The following is a 15,463-nucleotide window of genomic DNA, read 5'->3' as shown; positions in this document are numbered from 1 at the left end:
TTCCTCTGCTGACAGCCGCATGCTCGCGGCAGCGAGGGGCCACGAGCGGTGCGCAGCCTGTCTGCAGCGCGACCGGCGGGTGACCAGTGGGCATCTCCGGCAGAAGAAGGCGGCTCAGCCCACGGACACGACCTGAGCGGCGCGGCCTCGCCAGCTCCACGGCTGGTCGCAGTCGAGGACGAGCGGCGGGCGGATCACGCCTCGGCGCAGATAGATGGGCCGGTCGTCGCAGCCCAGGCCGTGTACGTCGTACCGCGCGTGCACCATCCGCTCGAGCGCGTCGGCGCCCGGCGTCTCCCAGGCGTGGAAGTCGACCCACTCCACGATCCAGGTCGGAGCATCGTCGCCCGCGAGCACCGTGCGGAGCTCGGCGAGGTCGGGGTCGCGGGTCCGCATCGGCAGGCTCCACAGGTACGGGTACGGCGAGGAGAGGCCGGAGGCGTACTGGATGTCGGCCCGGCCGCCGAAGACGACCAGGGTGTCGCCCGGGACGGCCGCGCCGCGCACCGCCTCGCCGGTGTAGTACTCGCTCGGCTTGACGGCGCCGCCGGTGGCCGCCAGCGCCAAGATCACCCACGAAACCCCGCACGAGAACACAGCGCCGACGACACCGGTCCGCATCGCCGCGCCCTCGCGCGTGTCGAGCCCGGCGAAGAGCGCGACGCACAGGGCGGCGCCCGGCAGCAGCAGGAACAGGTACGGCCGCCAGTAGCTGCCGCCCAGCACCAGGCCCGCTGTGTCGACCAGGATCACCGCCAGCGTCGCCGCCGTGACGGTGCGGTCGAGCCGCCAGGCGGCACCGAGCCGGGTCAGGAAACCGGCGAGGATCCAGGCGAGCCCGCTGAGCAGCACGATGCCGACCATCTGCCAGGCCCGGGCGTGCGGGGCTCCGGCCGGTCCGGACGCGATCACCGCGAAGGCGTCTCCGCGGAAGCCGAACACGGCGTACCACAGCGCATCGAGGCGGACCCCGGAGCCGACCGCCCACGCCACCGTGGCCAGCACCGGGACGGCGGCGCCGGCCGCGGCCGCCCGTGCCAGCCGCCGGAACGTCGTCCGCGGGATCTGGCCGGTCAGCCACGCCGCGAGCAGGAGTACGCCGCCGAAGACCAGGCCGCCGACCATGTTCTGCTTCAGCCCGAGAGCGGTGGTCGCGACCAGGCCGGCGGCCGCCGCGAGCGCCGGCGACTCCTGGCGGAGCGCGAGCAGGGCCAGCCCGAAGCTGGTGACGACCAGCGGGATGCCGAGGATCTCGCCCTTCGCGACGACCGGGTCGATCAGGGCGCTGCTGGTCAGCGCGGCCGTGGCGACGGCGGACCAGATGGCCGCCCGATCACCAGCACGGTCACCAGCGCGGTCGCCGGCGATCAGCCGCGCGGTCTGGCCGGCCGCGACCACCAGCCAGACGCACGCGAGCGCGGTGACCGCCCGCAGGAAGTAGGCCCCGCCCACGGCGTCGGCCGCCTTCACCAGCGCGATCACCAGCGGCGGCCGGTCGACCCAGTAGTCGCCGAACATGCTGTCGGACCGGGGGTCCCACGCCCGGGCGACCAGCGTGAACCCGGCCTCGTCGGGACGGATCGGCCACAGCAGGCCGGGCAGTCGCAGCAGCCCGGCGAGTACGGCGGCGGTCCAGACCGCGCCCGGAAGCGTGGTCAGCGTGGGCGCGAGCGTCGCGCGCCGCGGCTGGTTGAGGTGGAGGTCGTTCACTTGAGCCTCACGACCCACTGCTTGGCGCCCCTCCAGCCGTTGGCGGGGGTGTGCCAGGTCTGCAGGTCCGCCCAGGCGTCGTTGATCAGGCCGTAGCGCGAGGTCTCCTCGGTCACCCGCAGCCAGTCCCCGGTGTCGAAGCGGTACAGGTAGCTGCCCGGCTTCGGTCCGTAGGAGTCGACCAGCAGCCGGTCGTCGCCCGCCTGTGCGATGTCCGAGCCGTCGCCGCGCACCGTCAGCACCGGCTCGCCGTCGTAGTCCACGACCTGGATCCGGTCGTCGCGCACCCGGTCCTTGGTCCCGCAGTGCTCGGTGAGCACGATCCGGGTCGCGGTGGCCTGGAGCTCGAGCTGGTTGCAGCGGTCGCCGGACTGCGGATCGAAGCTGTCCTCCTCGTCGGTCTCGAGGTCGCGGACCGTCACCTTGCTGATCGGTCTGCTGGAGACGTCGGTCCAGACCAGCCGGGTCCCGGCGATGTCGAAGTCGCCCACCTCGGTCTTCTCGTCGCGGACGTCGGCCGGGTCGTCGATCGCGACCGACCACAGGTCGAAGGTCTCGCCGTCCGAGCCGCTGGCCAGACCGACGTACAGGCGGTTGTCGGGTCCGAGCACGGTGCCGGAGTACTCGGCTCCGGCGGGCAGGTCCGGCCACTCCAGGTGTCGCCACTGCCGGGTACGCCGGTCGTAGGACCACACGCCGGGTCCGTTCTCGCCGGCGGGCGCGGCGGCGGCGCGCAGCAGCAGGCGGTAGCGGCCGAGGTGGATCGGTTGCTCCAGGTGCACCGGCGGGGTGGGCAGCCAGGACCTGATGCCGGTCTCGGGGTCGAGCAGCCCGTACCGGACCCGGGAGTCCTTGCCGCGGGGGCCGTCCTGGACGAACACCAGCCCGTCGTCGGTGAACCCGTCGAAGTACTGGCCGTTCTCCTGGTCGAGGTGGGCGTTGGTCTGCGTGGTGAGCACGTCGTAGTCGCGGCCCTCCTTGGCGGCCTCCGCGTCGTCCAGCCGCAGCACCCGGCCGACCGGGTCGTTGCTGCGGTCGGCGACCGAGGAGTCGTCCGGCCGTGGGGACATCCCGCCGCCGACGAGGCCGGCGAGCCCGACGATGCCGATCACCGCGGCGGCCACGCCGGCAAGCGCGGCCGTGCGCCGGCGCCGTACCTTCCGCTTGCCGGTGCCGAGCACGTCGGTCATCCGCATCCGGTCCGGTGGCGGTGCGGTCACGCTGTCGCGCAGGAGCCGCCTGAGGTCGTTCACCATCACGCGTGCCTTTCGCTCACGACGAGCTCCTCGAGCGAGGCGTCGTCGAACATCGATCGGAGGGTGGCCAGCGCGCGGGAGGTCTGGCTCTTGACGGTGCCCTCGCTGCAGCCGAGCACCTGTGCCGTGGCGCGTACGTCGAGGTCCTCGAAGTAGCGGAGTACGACGCAGGCGCGCTGCCGTGCGGGCAGCTCGCGGAGGGCCTCCTTGAGGGTTGCGGTCTCGGCGACGATCGCGGCCAGGTCCACGCCGGTGTTCAGGTGCGGGTCGGGCTCGGCGGGCAGCTCGCGGCTGCTGCGCTTCCGGGCTGCGTCCAGGAACGCGCTGACCACGGCCCGGCGGGCGTAGGCGTGCTCGCCGCCGTTCCGGGTGAGCCGCGGCCACGCGACGTACACCCGGATCAGGCCCTCCTGGACGAAGTCGGAGGCGCGGTCCCAGTCACCGCACAGCAGGTACGCGGTGTTGCGCAGGCCGCGCCTGGCTACCGCCGCGAACTCCGTGAAGCTCTCGTCGTCGCGCTTCATAAGGGCACTAACGAGGTGAGCCGGCCGATCGGTTGCATGCGCCGCCGGACTTTCTCAGTCTCCGTCGGAGCAGTCGTTGTCGAGGGGCGGGCGGTCGATGCCCCGGCGCAGGAAGACCCGCTTCTCGCAGTCGACGCCCACGCCGTGCTGGTCATAGAGCCGGCCGACGAGCGTGGCCAGCCGGGCTCCGGCGTCCTTCTTCCAGACGTCGAACGGCGCCTGCTCGACCACCCAGGTGGGCCGGTCGGGGCCGCTGAGCAGCGAGATCAGGTCGTCGTACTCGGGGTCCATGGTGCGCATCGGCAGGCTCCACAGGTGCGGGTACGGCGACTCCATGCCGCTGGTCAGCACCAGGTCCGCCCGGCCGCCGAACGACACGATCGTGTCGCCGGGCCGGGCCACCTCGGCGATCGCGGCGCCGGTCTCGGCCTGGTCGGGGTTGTCGAGGCCGCCGAAGGTCTTGACCACCCAGCCGAGCGACGCGACCAGGCACGAGGCGGCCGCGAAGACGGCGATCCGCCGCGTCAGCCACCCCGTGCGCCCCTCGACGCCGAGGAGCAGCAGCGCGAACACGATCGTCCCCGGGATCAGCGCGAACAGGTAGGGCCGCCAGAAGCTGCCGCCGAGCGCCAGCGACAGCCCGTCGAACAGCAGCAGCGACACCGCGGCGGTGGTCACCACCGGATCGAGGTGCCAGACCTCGCGGAGCCGTAGCACGAACAGCCCGCTCACGAAGACCAGCCCGGTCCCGATCAGGATCAGCGCGAGGAACAGCCCGCGCTCCATCGGCGCCGACGCGTCCTGGGTCGAGATCACCTCGAGTGCGTCGGAGCGGAAGCCGTAGAGGGCGTACCAGACGGTGTCGAGGTGTACGCCGGTCGCGCGCGCCCACGCGACCAGGCCGACCACGGGGACCGCTGCCCCCGCGAGCGCGGCGGCGCCGCGCGCGGCGAGCTCGCGGTTGTCGATCCGGCCGGCGATCCGGCCCGCGACCAGGAGCACGCCGCCGAACAGCAGGCCGGAGGCCATGTTCTGCTTCATGCCGAGTGCCAAGGTGGCGCTGAGCCCGGCGGCGAACGCCAGCCAGACCGCCCGGCCGCCCTCCCTGTCGAGCGCGAGCAGCGCCAGCCAGATGCTGGTCACGATCAGTGGGATCGCGAGGATCTCGCCCTTGGCGGCGACGGTGTCGATCATCGCGCTGCTGACGGTCGCTGCCGTGATCACCGCGGTCCAGGCCGCGACCTTGTCGTCACGGGTGACCACCCGCGCGCACCCGGCGGCGGCCAGGACGAGCAGGGCCACGCCCACCGCCGCCACGACCCGCAGGAAGGTCGGCCCGCCGAGCGCGTCGGAGGCCTTGCTCACCACGATCAGCAGCGGCGGCCGGTCCACCCAGTACGCGCCGTACATGCTGTCCGGCTGCGGATCCCAGCTCCGCGCCACCAGGAGGTAACCCGCCTCGTCGGCGCGCGTCGGCCAGAAGGCGCCGGGATAGCGCAGCAGGGCGGCTGCAGCCGCCGCGATCCAGACGGCCCCCCGAGCATTCACATGAAGGAGCCTAGAAGGTCGCTGTTTGTTCAGCCCGGAGGCTCCGAAAACTTTCTTCAAGAACCGCGTCATGGCTGGCGAGCGCGACTGTCTAGTTACTGAGTGCCCGGAGGAGAGGGTCGGGCACCCACCACGGATCAACCTGGGGAGTTGGGAGCAGGGCCAGGCCGGCATCAGGACGGGATCACCGTCCTGATGCCGGCCCGATTAACGAGGAGATATCGATGAACCACATCGCAACCGCGACCGAGACCCGCACGCGCCCGGTGGTACGCCGCTCACGGCCGACGCACCGGCGCTCGACCACGTCTCGCTGGCTCGACGCCGTCCGCGGCCTGCTGCCGGCTGGTTCACGAGACCTCTAGCTGACTGCAGCGGTCATCTAGCCGAAACATCCACGCAGTGACCCGGCAACGAGCATCGTCCAGGCTGGACACTCCACCACGGACGAAGGAGTGCTCATGCTGTGGAGAGTGCGTACGACGCTGCCCGACCGCCCCGGCTCGCTTGCTGTGCTGGCGCAGCGCTGCGGCGACGAGGGCGTCAACATCCTGGGTCTGCAGATCTTCCCCGGCGTCGAAGCGGTGACCGACGAGCTGGTCCTGCGTACGCCGGAGGGCTGGGGGCTGGCCGACCTCGCGGAGCTGATCGAGTCCGCCGGTGGCCGCTCGGTCAGCGGTGCGCCGTGCACCGAGCACGCCCTGGTCGACCAGCCGGCCCGCTATGTGCAGGCCGCCCGGGCGATCCTGGCCCAGCCGGCGAGCTTCCCCGAGGTCGTGGCTCGGCTGTTCGACGCCGAGCCGGACCCCGTCACCGGACCCGACGAGGACCCGCTCGCGGCGGTCCGCGACGTGATGGACATGACCGTCGGCGACGTGCTGGTGCAGGTACGCCGGACCGCGCCGTTCACTGCCACCGAGCATGCCCGCGGCGCCGCGATGGCCGACCTGGTCAGCGACGTCCTCGGCCGGTCGCGCGCCGACGATGATGCGCTCGCCCCGGCGCCGAGCCGACGCGTCGGCTTCGGTGCCGATCCGGAGTACGTCGTCGAGGGCCGCCGGGTCCTGGCGGTGGTCAACGGCACCATCGTCGGGATGGCCGTGGTCGCCGAGGACGGCCCGGAGCCCGGCGTCCATCCGGTCACACTGCGGGTCGACCCCGCCTGGCAGCGCCGCGGCATCGGGACCAGGCTGCTGATCGACGTCGCCCGGCAGGCCGCCGGCACCGGTGTCGAGGAGCTGCTGCTCACCACCGCCGCCGACAACCAAGCCGTGCTGCCGGTGGTCCTGTCAGCCGGACTCCGCGGCCGGATCCGGATGGCCGGGCACGAGCTGATCGTGCGGATTCCGGTCCGGGACCTGAAGCCGCTGCCCCGCGTGTGAATTAGGGCTGCCACATGGGTGAATAGGTAGGATTGGCACCCCGTCGCCCCGCGTGGAAGGCCCCCATGACCGACACCTCCGCTGGAGTCCCCGACAAGTTCGCCTCGCTCGGCCTGACCTACGACGACGTCCTGCTGCTTCCGGGTCATTCGGACCTCGCGCCGGACCAGATCGACACCACCTCCCGGCTCACCCGCGAGCTGTCGATCCGGGTGCCGCTGGTGTCGGCGGCGATGGACACCGTCACCGAGTCGCGGATGGCGATCGCGATGGCGCGGCAGGGCGGGATCGGCGTACTCCACCGGAACCTCTCGATCGAGGACCAGTCGCTCCAGGTCGACCTGGTCAAGCGCACGCAGACCGGCATCATCTCCAACCCGATCACGATCGGCCCGGACGCGACGCTGGAGGAGCTGGACCGGATCTGCGGCGAGTACCGCGTCTCCGGGCTGCCGGTCGTCGACAGCGACAACAAGCTGATCGGCATCATCACCAACCGCGACCTGCGGTTCACCCCGGTCGCCGAGTGGGCGACCACCAAGGTCGACGAGGTGATGACCACCGGGCCGCTGTTCACCGGCCCGGTCGGGATCTCGCGGGAGGAGGCCACGCTGCTGCTGCGTAAGTACAAGCGCGAGCGGCTGCCGCTGGTCGACGCCGACGGTCGCCTCGGCGGGCTGATCACGGTCAAGGACTTCGTCAAGAACGAGCAGTTCCCGCATACCTCCCAGGACGCCGACGGCCGGCTGATGGTGGGCGCGGCGATCGGCTACTTCGGCGACGCCTGGGAGCGGGCCGGCCGACTGATCGAGGCGGGCGTCGACGTCCTGGTCGCCGACACCGCCCACGGCCATGTCCGGATGCTGCTGGACATGGTGCGCCGGCTCAAGACCGATCCCGCGACCAAGCACGTCCAGGTGATCGGCGGCAACGTCGCGACCCGTGCGGGCGCGCAGGCGTTCGTCGACGCAGGCGCGGACGCGGTCAAGGTCGGCTTCGGCCCGGGTGCGATCTGTACGACGCGGATCGTGACGGGCTGCGGCGTACCCCAGATCACCGCGGTCTACGAAGCCGCGCTGGCCTGCAAGCCGGCCGGCGTACCCGTGATCGCCGACGGCGGCCTCAAGCACTCCGGTGACATCGCCAAGGCGATCGTCGCGGGTGCCGACACGGTGATGATGGGCTCGATCTTCGCCGGCTGCGAGGAGACTCCGGGCGAGCTGATCCTGGTCAACGGCAAGCAGTTCAAGGCCTACCGCGGGATGGGCTCGATGGGCGCGATGTCGAGCCGCGGCAAGAAGTCCTACTCCAAGGACCGCTACTTCCAGGCCGAGGTCACCAGCGACGACAAGATCATCCCCGAGGGCATCGAGGGCCAGGTCGCCTACCGAGGCCCGCTCTCCGCGGTTGCCCACCAGCTGATCGGCGGCCTCAACCAGTCGATGTTCTACATCGGCGCCAGCACCATCCCCGAGCTGCAGGAGAAGGGCCGCTTCGTGCGGATCACCTCCGCCTCCCTCAACGAGAGCCACCCGCACGACGTCCAGATGACCGTCGAGGCGCCCAACTACACCGGTCGCTGACTCGCAGGCCACAGCGACGGGCAACGGGGCGTGAGCCTCTCGGCTCACGCCCACGTGTCTCTGTTTGGCCGGCGGCTAGTTCATGTCGATGACCTCGATCTCCTTGGTCTGGTCCCCGGCCGGCCCGTGGACGTACTCGATCAGGACTCGGTCGCCCTGGATCGCAGCCACCCGGCCCGGCATGGTGAACAGCTTTCCGGCCTCGAGATCGTAGAGGTACGCCGGCTCCATCGCGTCGTTTGGCCGGATGGCCACGAATCGCTCACTCCCCGTGTTCGGCTGCAGGTAGTCGTCGGTGCTCAGGGTCAGCACGTCTGCGCCGTCGAGAGTGTCGATCTGGAAGGCGAGATCCGAGCCATCGTCGCGCGGAATGGGGAAGAGGAGCGGGAAGGTGGTCCTGCCGCGAAGAAGAGTCCACAAGTCACCCTTGAGCTGCGGGAGGGTCCGCTGAGTGCCGTCGGCGGTATTAATCGCAACAGCCGGGGTACCTGACTCGGAGTCAGCTGGGGTGATGACGATCCAAGTGCCCGCTGGGACAGGGTAGCCGCCGGACGTGCCCGACGCCTCCTGCCGGACGTCCGTGGGGTCCTCGAGCGAAGCGGAGACGAGCTGGCTGGCCGGCCCGTCGCGGCCCCACAGCCAGATCCGGTTGTCGGCACCGAGGGTCACCAGTTCCCACTCGAATCCGTTGGCGAGGTTCCATTCCACGGTTGACCAGGTCCACGTCGAGCGGTCGAAGACGGCGACCCGCGTGCCCTCGTACTGCGTGAAGTAGAGCTTGTCGACCCCCAGCCGCAGCGGCCTGCCGACGAGGGGGGAGTACTCCGGGAGGGGACGCTTGCTCCCGGTCGTGGGGTCGGTGAGGATGAGCTGGGACCGTTGCTCCTTGATGCCGCCCTTCGGGTGGTGAGTGACCATGTCGCCGCGCCCGATCACCTGCCCGTCGTCGGTCAGCATTGCGGCGTGTTCGGTGTTGTATCCGTCGATCGCACCCGAGGTCGCAGGGCGGACGGTGGTGTAGTGGGTGCCCTCCTGAGCCGGCGCCGCGTCGTCGAGCGAGAGTTTGACGCCCAGCTTCGGCCCGGCGGGCTCGGCACGGTCGGGCGCGTTGGTGGCCGTCAGCACGATGGTGCCGACCAGGAGGGCGGCGAGTGCCGCCGTTCCCCCTGCGCCGACGGTACGGCGGACCAGCAGCCGGCGGCGGCCGGCGCGGAGGGCGCCGTCGAGGTCGCCCCGGGGAGAGAAGTCGGCGGCCTCCCTGCTCAGGAGGTCCTGCAGGCGGGTCATCGGTGGCTCCTCTCGATCAGGGCGGTCAGGTTGTCGGCGTGCTCGCCGAGGGTGTTGCGCAGGTGCTCCAGCGCTCGCGAGGTGTGGCTCTTCACCGTGCCCTCGGTGCAGCCGAGCGCCGCCGCGGTGTCGCGGACGGACAGGTCGTCGTAGTAGCGCAGCACGACACAGGCGCGCTGCTGTTGGGGCAGCTCGATGAGCGCGCCCAGCACCGTGGCGCGGTCGGCCACCGCGTCGGCGTGGTCCGCCTCGGCCTCGGCGCTGCCGGAGGTGTCGCCGGGCCGCTCGTGGTTGGAGCGTTTGCGATGGGAGTCGAGGAAGGCGCTCACCACCGCCTTGCGGGCGTAGGCGAACTCGCCTCCCTGGCGGGTCAGCCGCGGCCACGCGACGTACACCTTGATCAGGCCGTCCTGGGCGAGGTCGGCGGCCCGGTGCGGGTCGCCGCAGAGGAGGTACGCCGTGCGGCACAGCTGGGCGTGGGCGGCGCTGTAGAACTCGGCGAAGGCCTCGTCCCGGCTGCTCACGGTTGCTCCGGTGTCTTCATAGCCTACGAACGGAACGGGCCGCCCGTTCGGTTGTCACAACCGCCGTCACAACCGACGTCACGGCACCGAGCGGACCGCGAACGAGGTGCTGCGTACCGCCTCGATCGAGCCGCCCTTGAACTCGTCGTCGAGCGATCCGGAGCGGACCCGGCTCACCGTGAAGGTGACCAGGCACCGCTTCGGCGGCTTCAGCTGGCCGGTCTCGGCCTGGTAGGGACGCAGGGCGCCAGAGGGTACGACGACCGGCTCGCCCTCGGCGTACTCCTCGTCGCCGCCCGGCGCCACGCAGCCGCCCTCCCACGAGACCCGGATCGTCCCGGGCCCGTCGTTGACCCGGATCAGCAGGTCCTCACGCCGGGACGCGCGCCGCGGCCCGCCGGCCTCGATCGGCTCCGGCAGCCGGACCCGCGACGTGGTCGACGGATCGTCGTCGCGCTTCAGGGTGACCACGACCTCCTCGTCCGGCTCGGTGAGGCCGTCGAGGACGGCGGTGTAGCCGTGGCTGCCGAGCAGACTGTGATGGTCGAAGGTCTCCTTCGCGCCGCCACCGGCGACCGCCAGCTCGTCACCCTCGGACAGCTCGATGCTGGTCAGGCCACCCGCGCTGAGGCTTACCGCCACCTCGGAGTCCGCCGAGCGTGCCTCGACCCGGATGTGGGCGTAGATGCCGCTGGTGCGCAGGTCTGCGGAGTCGACGGTCGAGCAAGCGGCGAGCGGGAGGGCCAGAGCAAGGGCGGCAACTTGGCTCGGGGAGGGACGGGCCATGCGGGTCAGCGTAGGGCGTGCTCACCCCGGCGTCTGCTGTCCTGGCCCGAGCCTGCCAGCGACTAGGGTTTCGTTCTATGAGCGAGATCGAGATCGGCCGGGCCAAGCGGGGCCGGCGGGCGTACTCCTTCGACGACATCGCGATCGTGCCGTCGCGGCGTACCCGCGACCCGGAGGAGGTCAGCGTCGCCTGGCAGATCGACGCCTACCGGTTCGAGCTTCCGGTGCTGGCGGCGCCGATGGACTCGGTGATGTCGCCCGCGACCGCGATCGCGCTCGGCAACGTCGGCGGGCTCGGCGTACTCAACCTCGAAGGACTGTGGACCCGGTACGACGACCCGTCCGGCCTGCTGGAGGAGGTCGCCTCGCTGCGCGGGCTGGAGGCGACCCGGCGGATGCAGGAGATCTACGCCGAGCCGATCAAGCCCGAGCTGATCACCACCCGGCTCAAGGAGATCCGCGAGGCCGGCGTCACCGTGGCCGGCTCGCTGTCGCCGCAGCGCACCAAGGAGTTCGCGAAGGCCGTGGTCGACGCCGGCGTCGACATGTTCGTGATCCGCGGGACCACGGTCTCGGCTGAGCACGTCTCCAGCCAGGCCGAGCCGCTGAACCTCAAGGAGTTCATCTACGAGCTCGACGTGCCGGTGATCGTCGGTGGTTGCGCTACCCACCAGGCGGCGCTGCACCTGATGCGCACCGGCGCGGCCGGCGTGCTCGTCGGCTTCGGCGGGGGAGCGGCCCACACCACGCGCACGGTGCTCGGCGTTGCCGTACCCATGGCCTCGGCGGTCGCCGATGTCGCTGCGGCCCGGCGTGACTACCTCGACGAGTCCGGCGGCCGCTACGTGCACGTGATCGCCGACGGCTCGATCGGCCGCTCCGGCGACGTCGCCAAGGCCATCGCGTGCGGGGCGGACGCGGTGATGATCGGGTCGCCGTTCGCGCGCGCCAGCGACGCGCCCGGCCACGGCTTCCACTGGGGTGCGGAGGCGCACCACGCCGCGCTGCCGCGAGGTGAGCGGGTCGAGTTCGGCACCGTCGGCACGCTCGAGGAGATCCTGTTCGGTCCCTCCCGCGTCGCCGACGGCACCATGAACCTGATCGGCGCCCTCAAGCGCTCGATGGCCACCACCGGCTACACCGACCTGAAGGAGTTCCAGCGGGTCGAGGTCGTGGTCGAGTGATCGTCGCCGCCGCGCAAGGCGAGTCCGTCTCCGGCGAGCTGGCCACCAACGTCGCGACCGCTGCCCGTCTGCTCGGACAGGCGGCCGACCAGGGTGCGCGGCTGGTGCTGCTCCCGGAGGCGTTCCTCACCGGCTACGACCTGGCCGCGTTCGCCGGCCCGCTGCCGAGCGCGGACGATCTCGACGGCGGCTGGCTGGACCCGCTGCGTGACGCCGCGCGCGCGGCCAACGCGTACGTGCTGGTCAACACAGGGCTCGACCGCGGCGACCGGCGTACTCTCACCACCCTGCTGATCCGGCCCGACGGCGACGCGGTCGCGGCGTACGACAAGCAGCACGTGCACGACGAGGAGCGTCGCTATTTCACCGGCGGCACGGACGGCACCTCGGTCGTCGTCGACGGCATCGAGCTGGGGGTGTCGGTCTGCTACGACGGCAGCTTCCCGGAGCACGCGCGTGCCGCGGCCGAGGCTGGCGCGCACGCCTACCTGAACTCGGCCGGGTGGTTCGCCGGCAGCGAGCACCGGCGCGACCTCAACTACGCCGCACGCGCACTCGAGAACGGAATATACGTCGTGTTCTCCGGGCTGGCTGGCCGCTGCGGCAAGTTTGAGTTCAACGGCGGCTCGGCGGTCTACGACCCGGAAGGACGCCCACTCGCGCGGCTCGGCGACGAGGAAGGGGTGGCCGTGGCCGAGCTCGATCCGGAGCTGGTCGCAACGACTCGGGCGACGATCACGACCGGCGCCGACCGGCTGTCCGATCTGGGTGGACGCCTCCGCTTGTGAGTGATTTGCGAAGGCATACTTAACACTCCTTTACTTGCGAGATCAAGACTTACTTGTAAGGGCCGCGACCCCTAGATTGCTCTAACCAACCCGGAGGAGCGACGCTCCATTCTCTGGTCCGCGGGCGTCGTTCCTTCCCACCTCGGGAGGAGCAGATTCGCATGCGAAAAACCATCGCTGTGTTTGCCGCGCTCGCTGTTGCAGCGGGAGTCGGCAGCTACGCCGGAGCCGCACCCAGTTCCGGTGAACTCACCCCAGATCAGGAGCGCGCGCTCGACGCGGGCATCCAGGTCGCACCCAAGGGGTCGGCAGCCGCCAAGGCGGCGGCGGCCACGACGCTGAACCCGTACCTGGCCAACATCCAGGACGCCACCACGGCGGACTACAGCTACTGGAAAGACAAGATGAAGCAGGACGCGCGCGCCCGGGCCGCGTCCTCGAGGCTCGACGCGAACAAGAGTGCCGCGCTTGGCATCCAGGCCGACCCGCCCCCGGCCGTGGTTCACGACGAGCAGGAGCCGACCGGCGTCGGCGCCAACGACTCGCTCGAGAACGCCGAGCCGGTCCCCGCGTTCGGTACCGCGGCCACCAAGAGCCCTGCGGTGCGGATTCTCGGTGACCTCACCGCCATCCCGATCACGATCGGGACACTTGCACCTGGTGCGGAGGACAACGGTGCCATCCCGCTGGCCACCGACTCCGGGATCAACGGGACCCGCGGCGTCACCACGACCGGCGTACTCGGAGACGGCCCGCACGGCACCGCCGGAACGGGCACCAACGACTTCGACTTCTACAAGCTGACCGTCCCCGCCGGAGCATCGGTGGTCGCCGACACCAGCGGCAGTGCGTCCGGCACGGACACCCTGGTCGCGTTGTACGACGCGGCCGGGACGCTGCTGGCTCAGGACGATGACAGCGGTCCGAGCGTGTTCTCGCTGCTGACGCACCGGGTCGACACCGCGGGTACCTACTACCTCGCGGTGGCTGGGTTCACGTTCAACGGCTCGCTGCCGGCCGACCCGTTCGACCCGGCCAGCGGCGCGGGTGGCGGCGACACGGGCAACTACGCCCTCAAGCTGTCCTCGCAGTTCGTCGACCAGGACTACTTCAGCGTCAAGCTTCGCCCCGGTGACGTTATCGGCGCGGTGGCCAACAGCGGTGCGACCGGCCTGACCATCTACCACCCGGACGGCACCCAGCGGGTCGGCTCCGAGGGCTTGGACGCGTCCTCGCTCTACCCGGCCAACTCGCCGCTTCCGGGCGGTGGCAACACCACCCTCGCGTACGTCGCGGAGGAGGCCGGCTGGTACGGCGTCCACGTCGAGGGCCCGATCAGTGCGTACGACGTACTCATCGAGGGCTACCGACCGGGCGCGCAGACCGACCGGCCGCGGGTGAAGCAGACCCTGTTCCTCGACTTCGACGGGGAGCGGGTCAACACCGGCGTCTGGGGCGGCCCGGGAGTGCGGACCCTTTCGCCGCTGGCTTCCTTCCTCACCAGGTGGGGGCTGACCCGGTCGCAGGAGAACCAGCTGATCAACCGGATCACCGCAGAGGTCGCCGAGAGCGTCAAGCAGGACATGATCGCCAAGGGGCTCAACGACTTCTACGACATCAAGGTCGTGAACTCGCGCAACAGCCCTGACGTCTGGGGTCAGGACAACGTGTCCCGGGTGATCGTCGGCGGCACCATCGCCGAGTCGGGTCTGAACACGATCGGCATCGCCCAGTACATCGACCCCGGCAACTACGCCCTGGAAGACCAGGCCGTGGTGCTGCTCGACGTACTCAGCAACCCGAGTGGCGCCGCCTCGCTCAACACCTACATCAAGGCTGAGAGCGACCGGCTTGCCTGGGTCTCGCAGGGCATCGGCAACGTGGTGGCGCACGAGTACGGCCACCTCGTCGGCAACTACCACTCGCACAACTCCAACGAGACCGCGAACCTCATGGACGCCGGCGGCACCGGCTTCCCGCGGCTCTTCGGGGTCGGCCCGGACGGCATCGGCGGCACCGCCGATGACGCCGACGTCGACTTCGTGACCGACACCTACTCCCTCACCGAGGGCTTCACCGGAGTAGAGAACACGCTCAACGTCACCGCATGGTCGGCTTTCTTCCGCTGACCTGACTGACGATCCAAACCCGCCGCCGGCCTCGGTCATCGAGGCCGGCGGCGGCATGTCCGTGGAGTTTGGGTGGTCGAGCAGCGAGCGCAAGCAACCGCAGCATCGCGGGCGCGGCCACGCGGCCGCGGTGCTGGGGCCGTCGTCGAGACCACGTTGGTTTGCTGGGGGCGGTCGGTCCGGCGTCGAACGCCTCCGGGCGCTGCGGCGGCGCGTCGCGCGCACGGCCATCGCTGTTGGTTGCGCGCCCTTGGCGCGCGCCGCGGCCAAGCCGCTTGACGCCGCCCGAAGGCGCCCGGCACCGAACCGCCCGCAGGCAGACGACCACGCCGCCTGAGAGACCACGTCACGCATGGCCCTGAAAGTGCACTGGATGCGGCCGTTCGCCGTAGCCTCTACCTCGGAGGTGGCCGCCATGAGCACGCTGACAGTGCGAAACCTGGACCCGAACGTCATGAAGAGGATCCAAGAACGCGCCGTCCGGCACGGCCAGTCGATGGAGGCGGAGGTCCGCGACATCCTCACCGCTGCTGTGGAGCAGCCCGAGGGGGCACGGGGCTTCGGTGCGCTGATCGAAGATGCGCTCAGGGGATTGCCTCGGGTCGAGGTTCCAGAGTTCGACCGAAACCGTCAGCCGCCGCGAGGAATCGAGTTTTGATCCTGCTGGACGAACGCCGTCTTGGCGACGCGCAACGTACGTGACTTCCAACGATGTGGGATCCAGATCGTGAGTCCGTTCGACGAGGCGTGATCCCACGTCAG

The 15,463-nt window shown here is 70.7% G+C and carries 14 protein-coding genes; 7 read left to right on the top strand and 7 right to left on the bottom strand.

Annotated elements, in window-relative coordinates:
- Positions 1–114: 114 nt before the first annotated feature.
- Genes DDV73_RS14650 through DDV73_RS14635 form a run of 4 tightly spaced genes read right to left on the bottom strand, consistent with a single transcriptional unit; the run spans position 115 to position 5,038 of the window.
- The gene (locus tag DDV73_RS14650) at positions 115–1,710 is read right to left on the bottom strand and encodes a hypothetical protein (RefSeq protein ID WP_109508000.1); all 1,596 of its coding nucleotides are present in this window, start codon (positions 1,708–1,710) and stop codon (positions 115–117) included.
- The gene (locus DDV73_RS14645) at positions 1,707–2,966 is read right to left on the bottom strand and encodes a hypothetical protein (RefSeq protein ID WP_109507999.1); all 1,260 of its coding nucleotides are present in this window, start codon (positions 2,964–2,966) and stop codon (positions 1,707–1,709) included. Before DDV73_RS14645 ends, DDV73_RS14650 begins: the two co-directional genes overlap by 4 nt.
- A complete protein-coding gene (locus DDV73_RS14640) occupies positions 2,966–3,490 on the bottom strand; it encodes a SigE family RNA polymerase sigma factor (RefSeq protein ID WP_109507998.1) in 525 nt (174 codons plus the stop codon). The genes DDV73_RS14645 and DDV73_RS14640 overlap by 1 nt, the downstream gene beginning before the upstream one ends.
- 54 nt (positions 3,491–3,544) lie before the next feature.
- The gene (locus tag DDV73_RS14635; protein WP_109507997.1) at positions 3,545–5,038 is read right to left on the bottom strand and encodes a hypothetical protein; all 1,494 of its coding nucleotides are present in this window, start codon (positions 5,036–5,038) and stop codon (positions 3,545–3,547) included.
- 224 nt (positions 5,039–5,262) lie between these two features.
- Between DDV73_RS14635 and DDV73_RS27980 the strand changes: the two genes are divergently transcribed.
- From DDV73_RS27980 to guaB, 3 genes are all read left to right on the top strand, one after another.
- Complete coding sequence (locus DDV73_RS27980; RefSeq protein WP_154402769.1) at positions 5,263–5,403, top strand: hypothetical protein; 141 nt, start codon at positions 5,263–5,265, stop codon at positions 5,401–5,403.
- Between the two features lie 96 nt (positions 5,404–5,499).
- The gene (locus DDV73_RS14630; protein WP_240617290.1) at positions 5,500–6,420 is read left to right on the top strand and encodes a GNAT family N-acetyltransferase; all 921 of its coding nucleotides are present in this window, start codon (positions 5,500–5,502) and stop codon (positions 6,418–6,420) included.
- 65 nt (positions 6,421–6,485) lie between these two features.
- Positions 6,486–8,003 (top strand): IMP dehydrogenase, encoded by a 1,518-nt coding sequence (guaB, locus tag DDV73_RS14625; RefSeq protein WP_109507995.1) that lies wholly within the window; start codon positions 6,486–6,488, stop codon positions 8,001–8,003.
- 75 nt (positions 8,004–8,078) lie between these two features.
- On the opposite strand, the gene DDV73_RS14620 is transcribed toward guaB, so the two are convergent.
- The 3 genes from DDV73_RS14620 to DDV73_RS14610 form a co-directional block, all read right to left on the bottom strand.
- On the bottom strand, positions 8,079–9,290 hold the full coding sequence (locus DDV73_RS14620) for a hypothetical protein (RefSeq protein ID WP_109507994.1): 1,212 nt from the start codon (positions 9,288–9,290) through the stop codon (positions 8,079–8,081).
- Positions 9,287–9,814, bottom strand: coding sequence for a SigE family RNA polymerase sigma factor (locus DDV73_RS14615; protein WP_109507993.1), 528 nt, complete (start codon positions 9,812–9,814; stop codon positions 9,287–9,289). The genes DDV73_RS14620 and DDV73_RS14615 overlap by 4 nt, the downstream gene beginning before the upstream one ends.
- Positions 9,815–9,892: 78 nt before the next feature.
- The gene (locus DDV73_RS14610; protein WP_109507992.1) at positions 9,893–10,600 is read right to left on the bottom strand and encodes a hypothetical protein; all 708 of its coding nucleotides are present in this window, start codon (positions 10,598–10,600) and stop codon (positions 9,893–9,895) included.
- A gap of 77 nt (positions 10,601–10,677) precedes the next feature.
- On the opposite strand from DDV73_RS14610, the gene DDV73_RS14605 reads away from it, so the two are divergent.
- From DDV73_RS14605 to DDV73_RS14590, 4 genes are all read left to right on the top strand, one after another.
- A complete protein-coding gene (locus DDV73_RS14605) occupies positions 10,678–11,784 on the top strand; it encodes a GuaB3 family IMP dehydrogenase-related protein (RefSeq protein ID WP_109507991.1) in 1,107 nt (368 codons plus the stop codon).
- Positions 11,781–12,572 (top strand): carbon-nitrogen hydrolase family protein, encoded by a 792-nt coding sequence (locus tag DDV73_RS14600; protein WP_109507990.1) that lies wholly within the window; start codon positions 11,781–11,783, stop codon positions 12,570–12,572. The genes DDV73_RS14605 and DDV73_RS14600 overlap by 4 nt, the downstream gene beginning before the upstream one ends.
- A gap of 161 nt (positions 12,573–12,733) precedes the next feature.
- Entirely contained in the window at positions 12,734–14,701 is a 1,968-nt protein-coding gene (locus tag DDV73_RS14595) for a pre-peptidase C-terminal domain-containing protein (RefSeq protein WP_109507989.1), read from the top strand.
- A gap of 352 nt (positions 14,702–15,053) precedes the next feature.
- Positions 15,054–15,359 (top strand): FitA-like ribbon-helix-helix domain-containing protein, encoded by a 306-nt coding sequence (locus DDV73_RS14590; protein WP_109507988.1) that lies wholly within the window; start codon positions 15,054–15,056, stop codon positions 15,357–15,359.
- The last annotated feature ends 104 nt before the right edge of the window (positions 15,360–15,463 follow it).

Origin of the sequence: Nocardioides speluncae (genome assembly GCF_003121585.1) — a bacterium.
Classification (GTDB): domain Bacteria; phylum Actinomycetota; class Actinomycetes; order Propionibacteriales; family Nocardioidaceae; genus Nocardioides; species Nocardioides speluncae.
The sequence above is the reverse complement of the archived record's forward strand: the minus strand, read 5'-3'. Positions and strand labels throughout refer to the sequence as shown.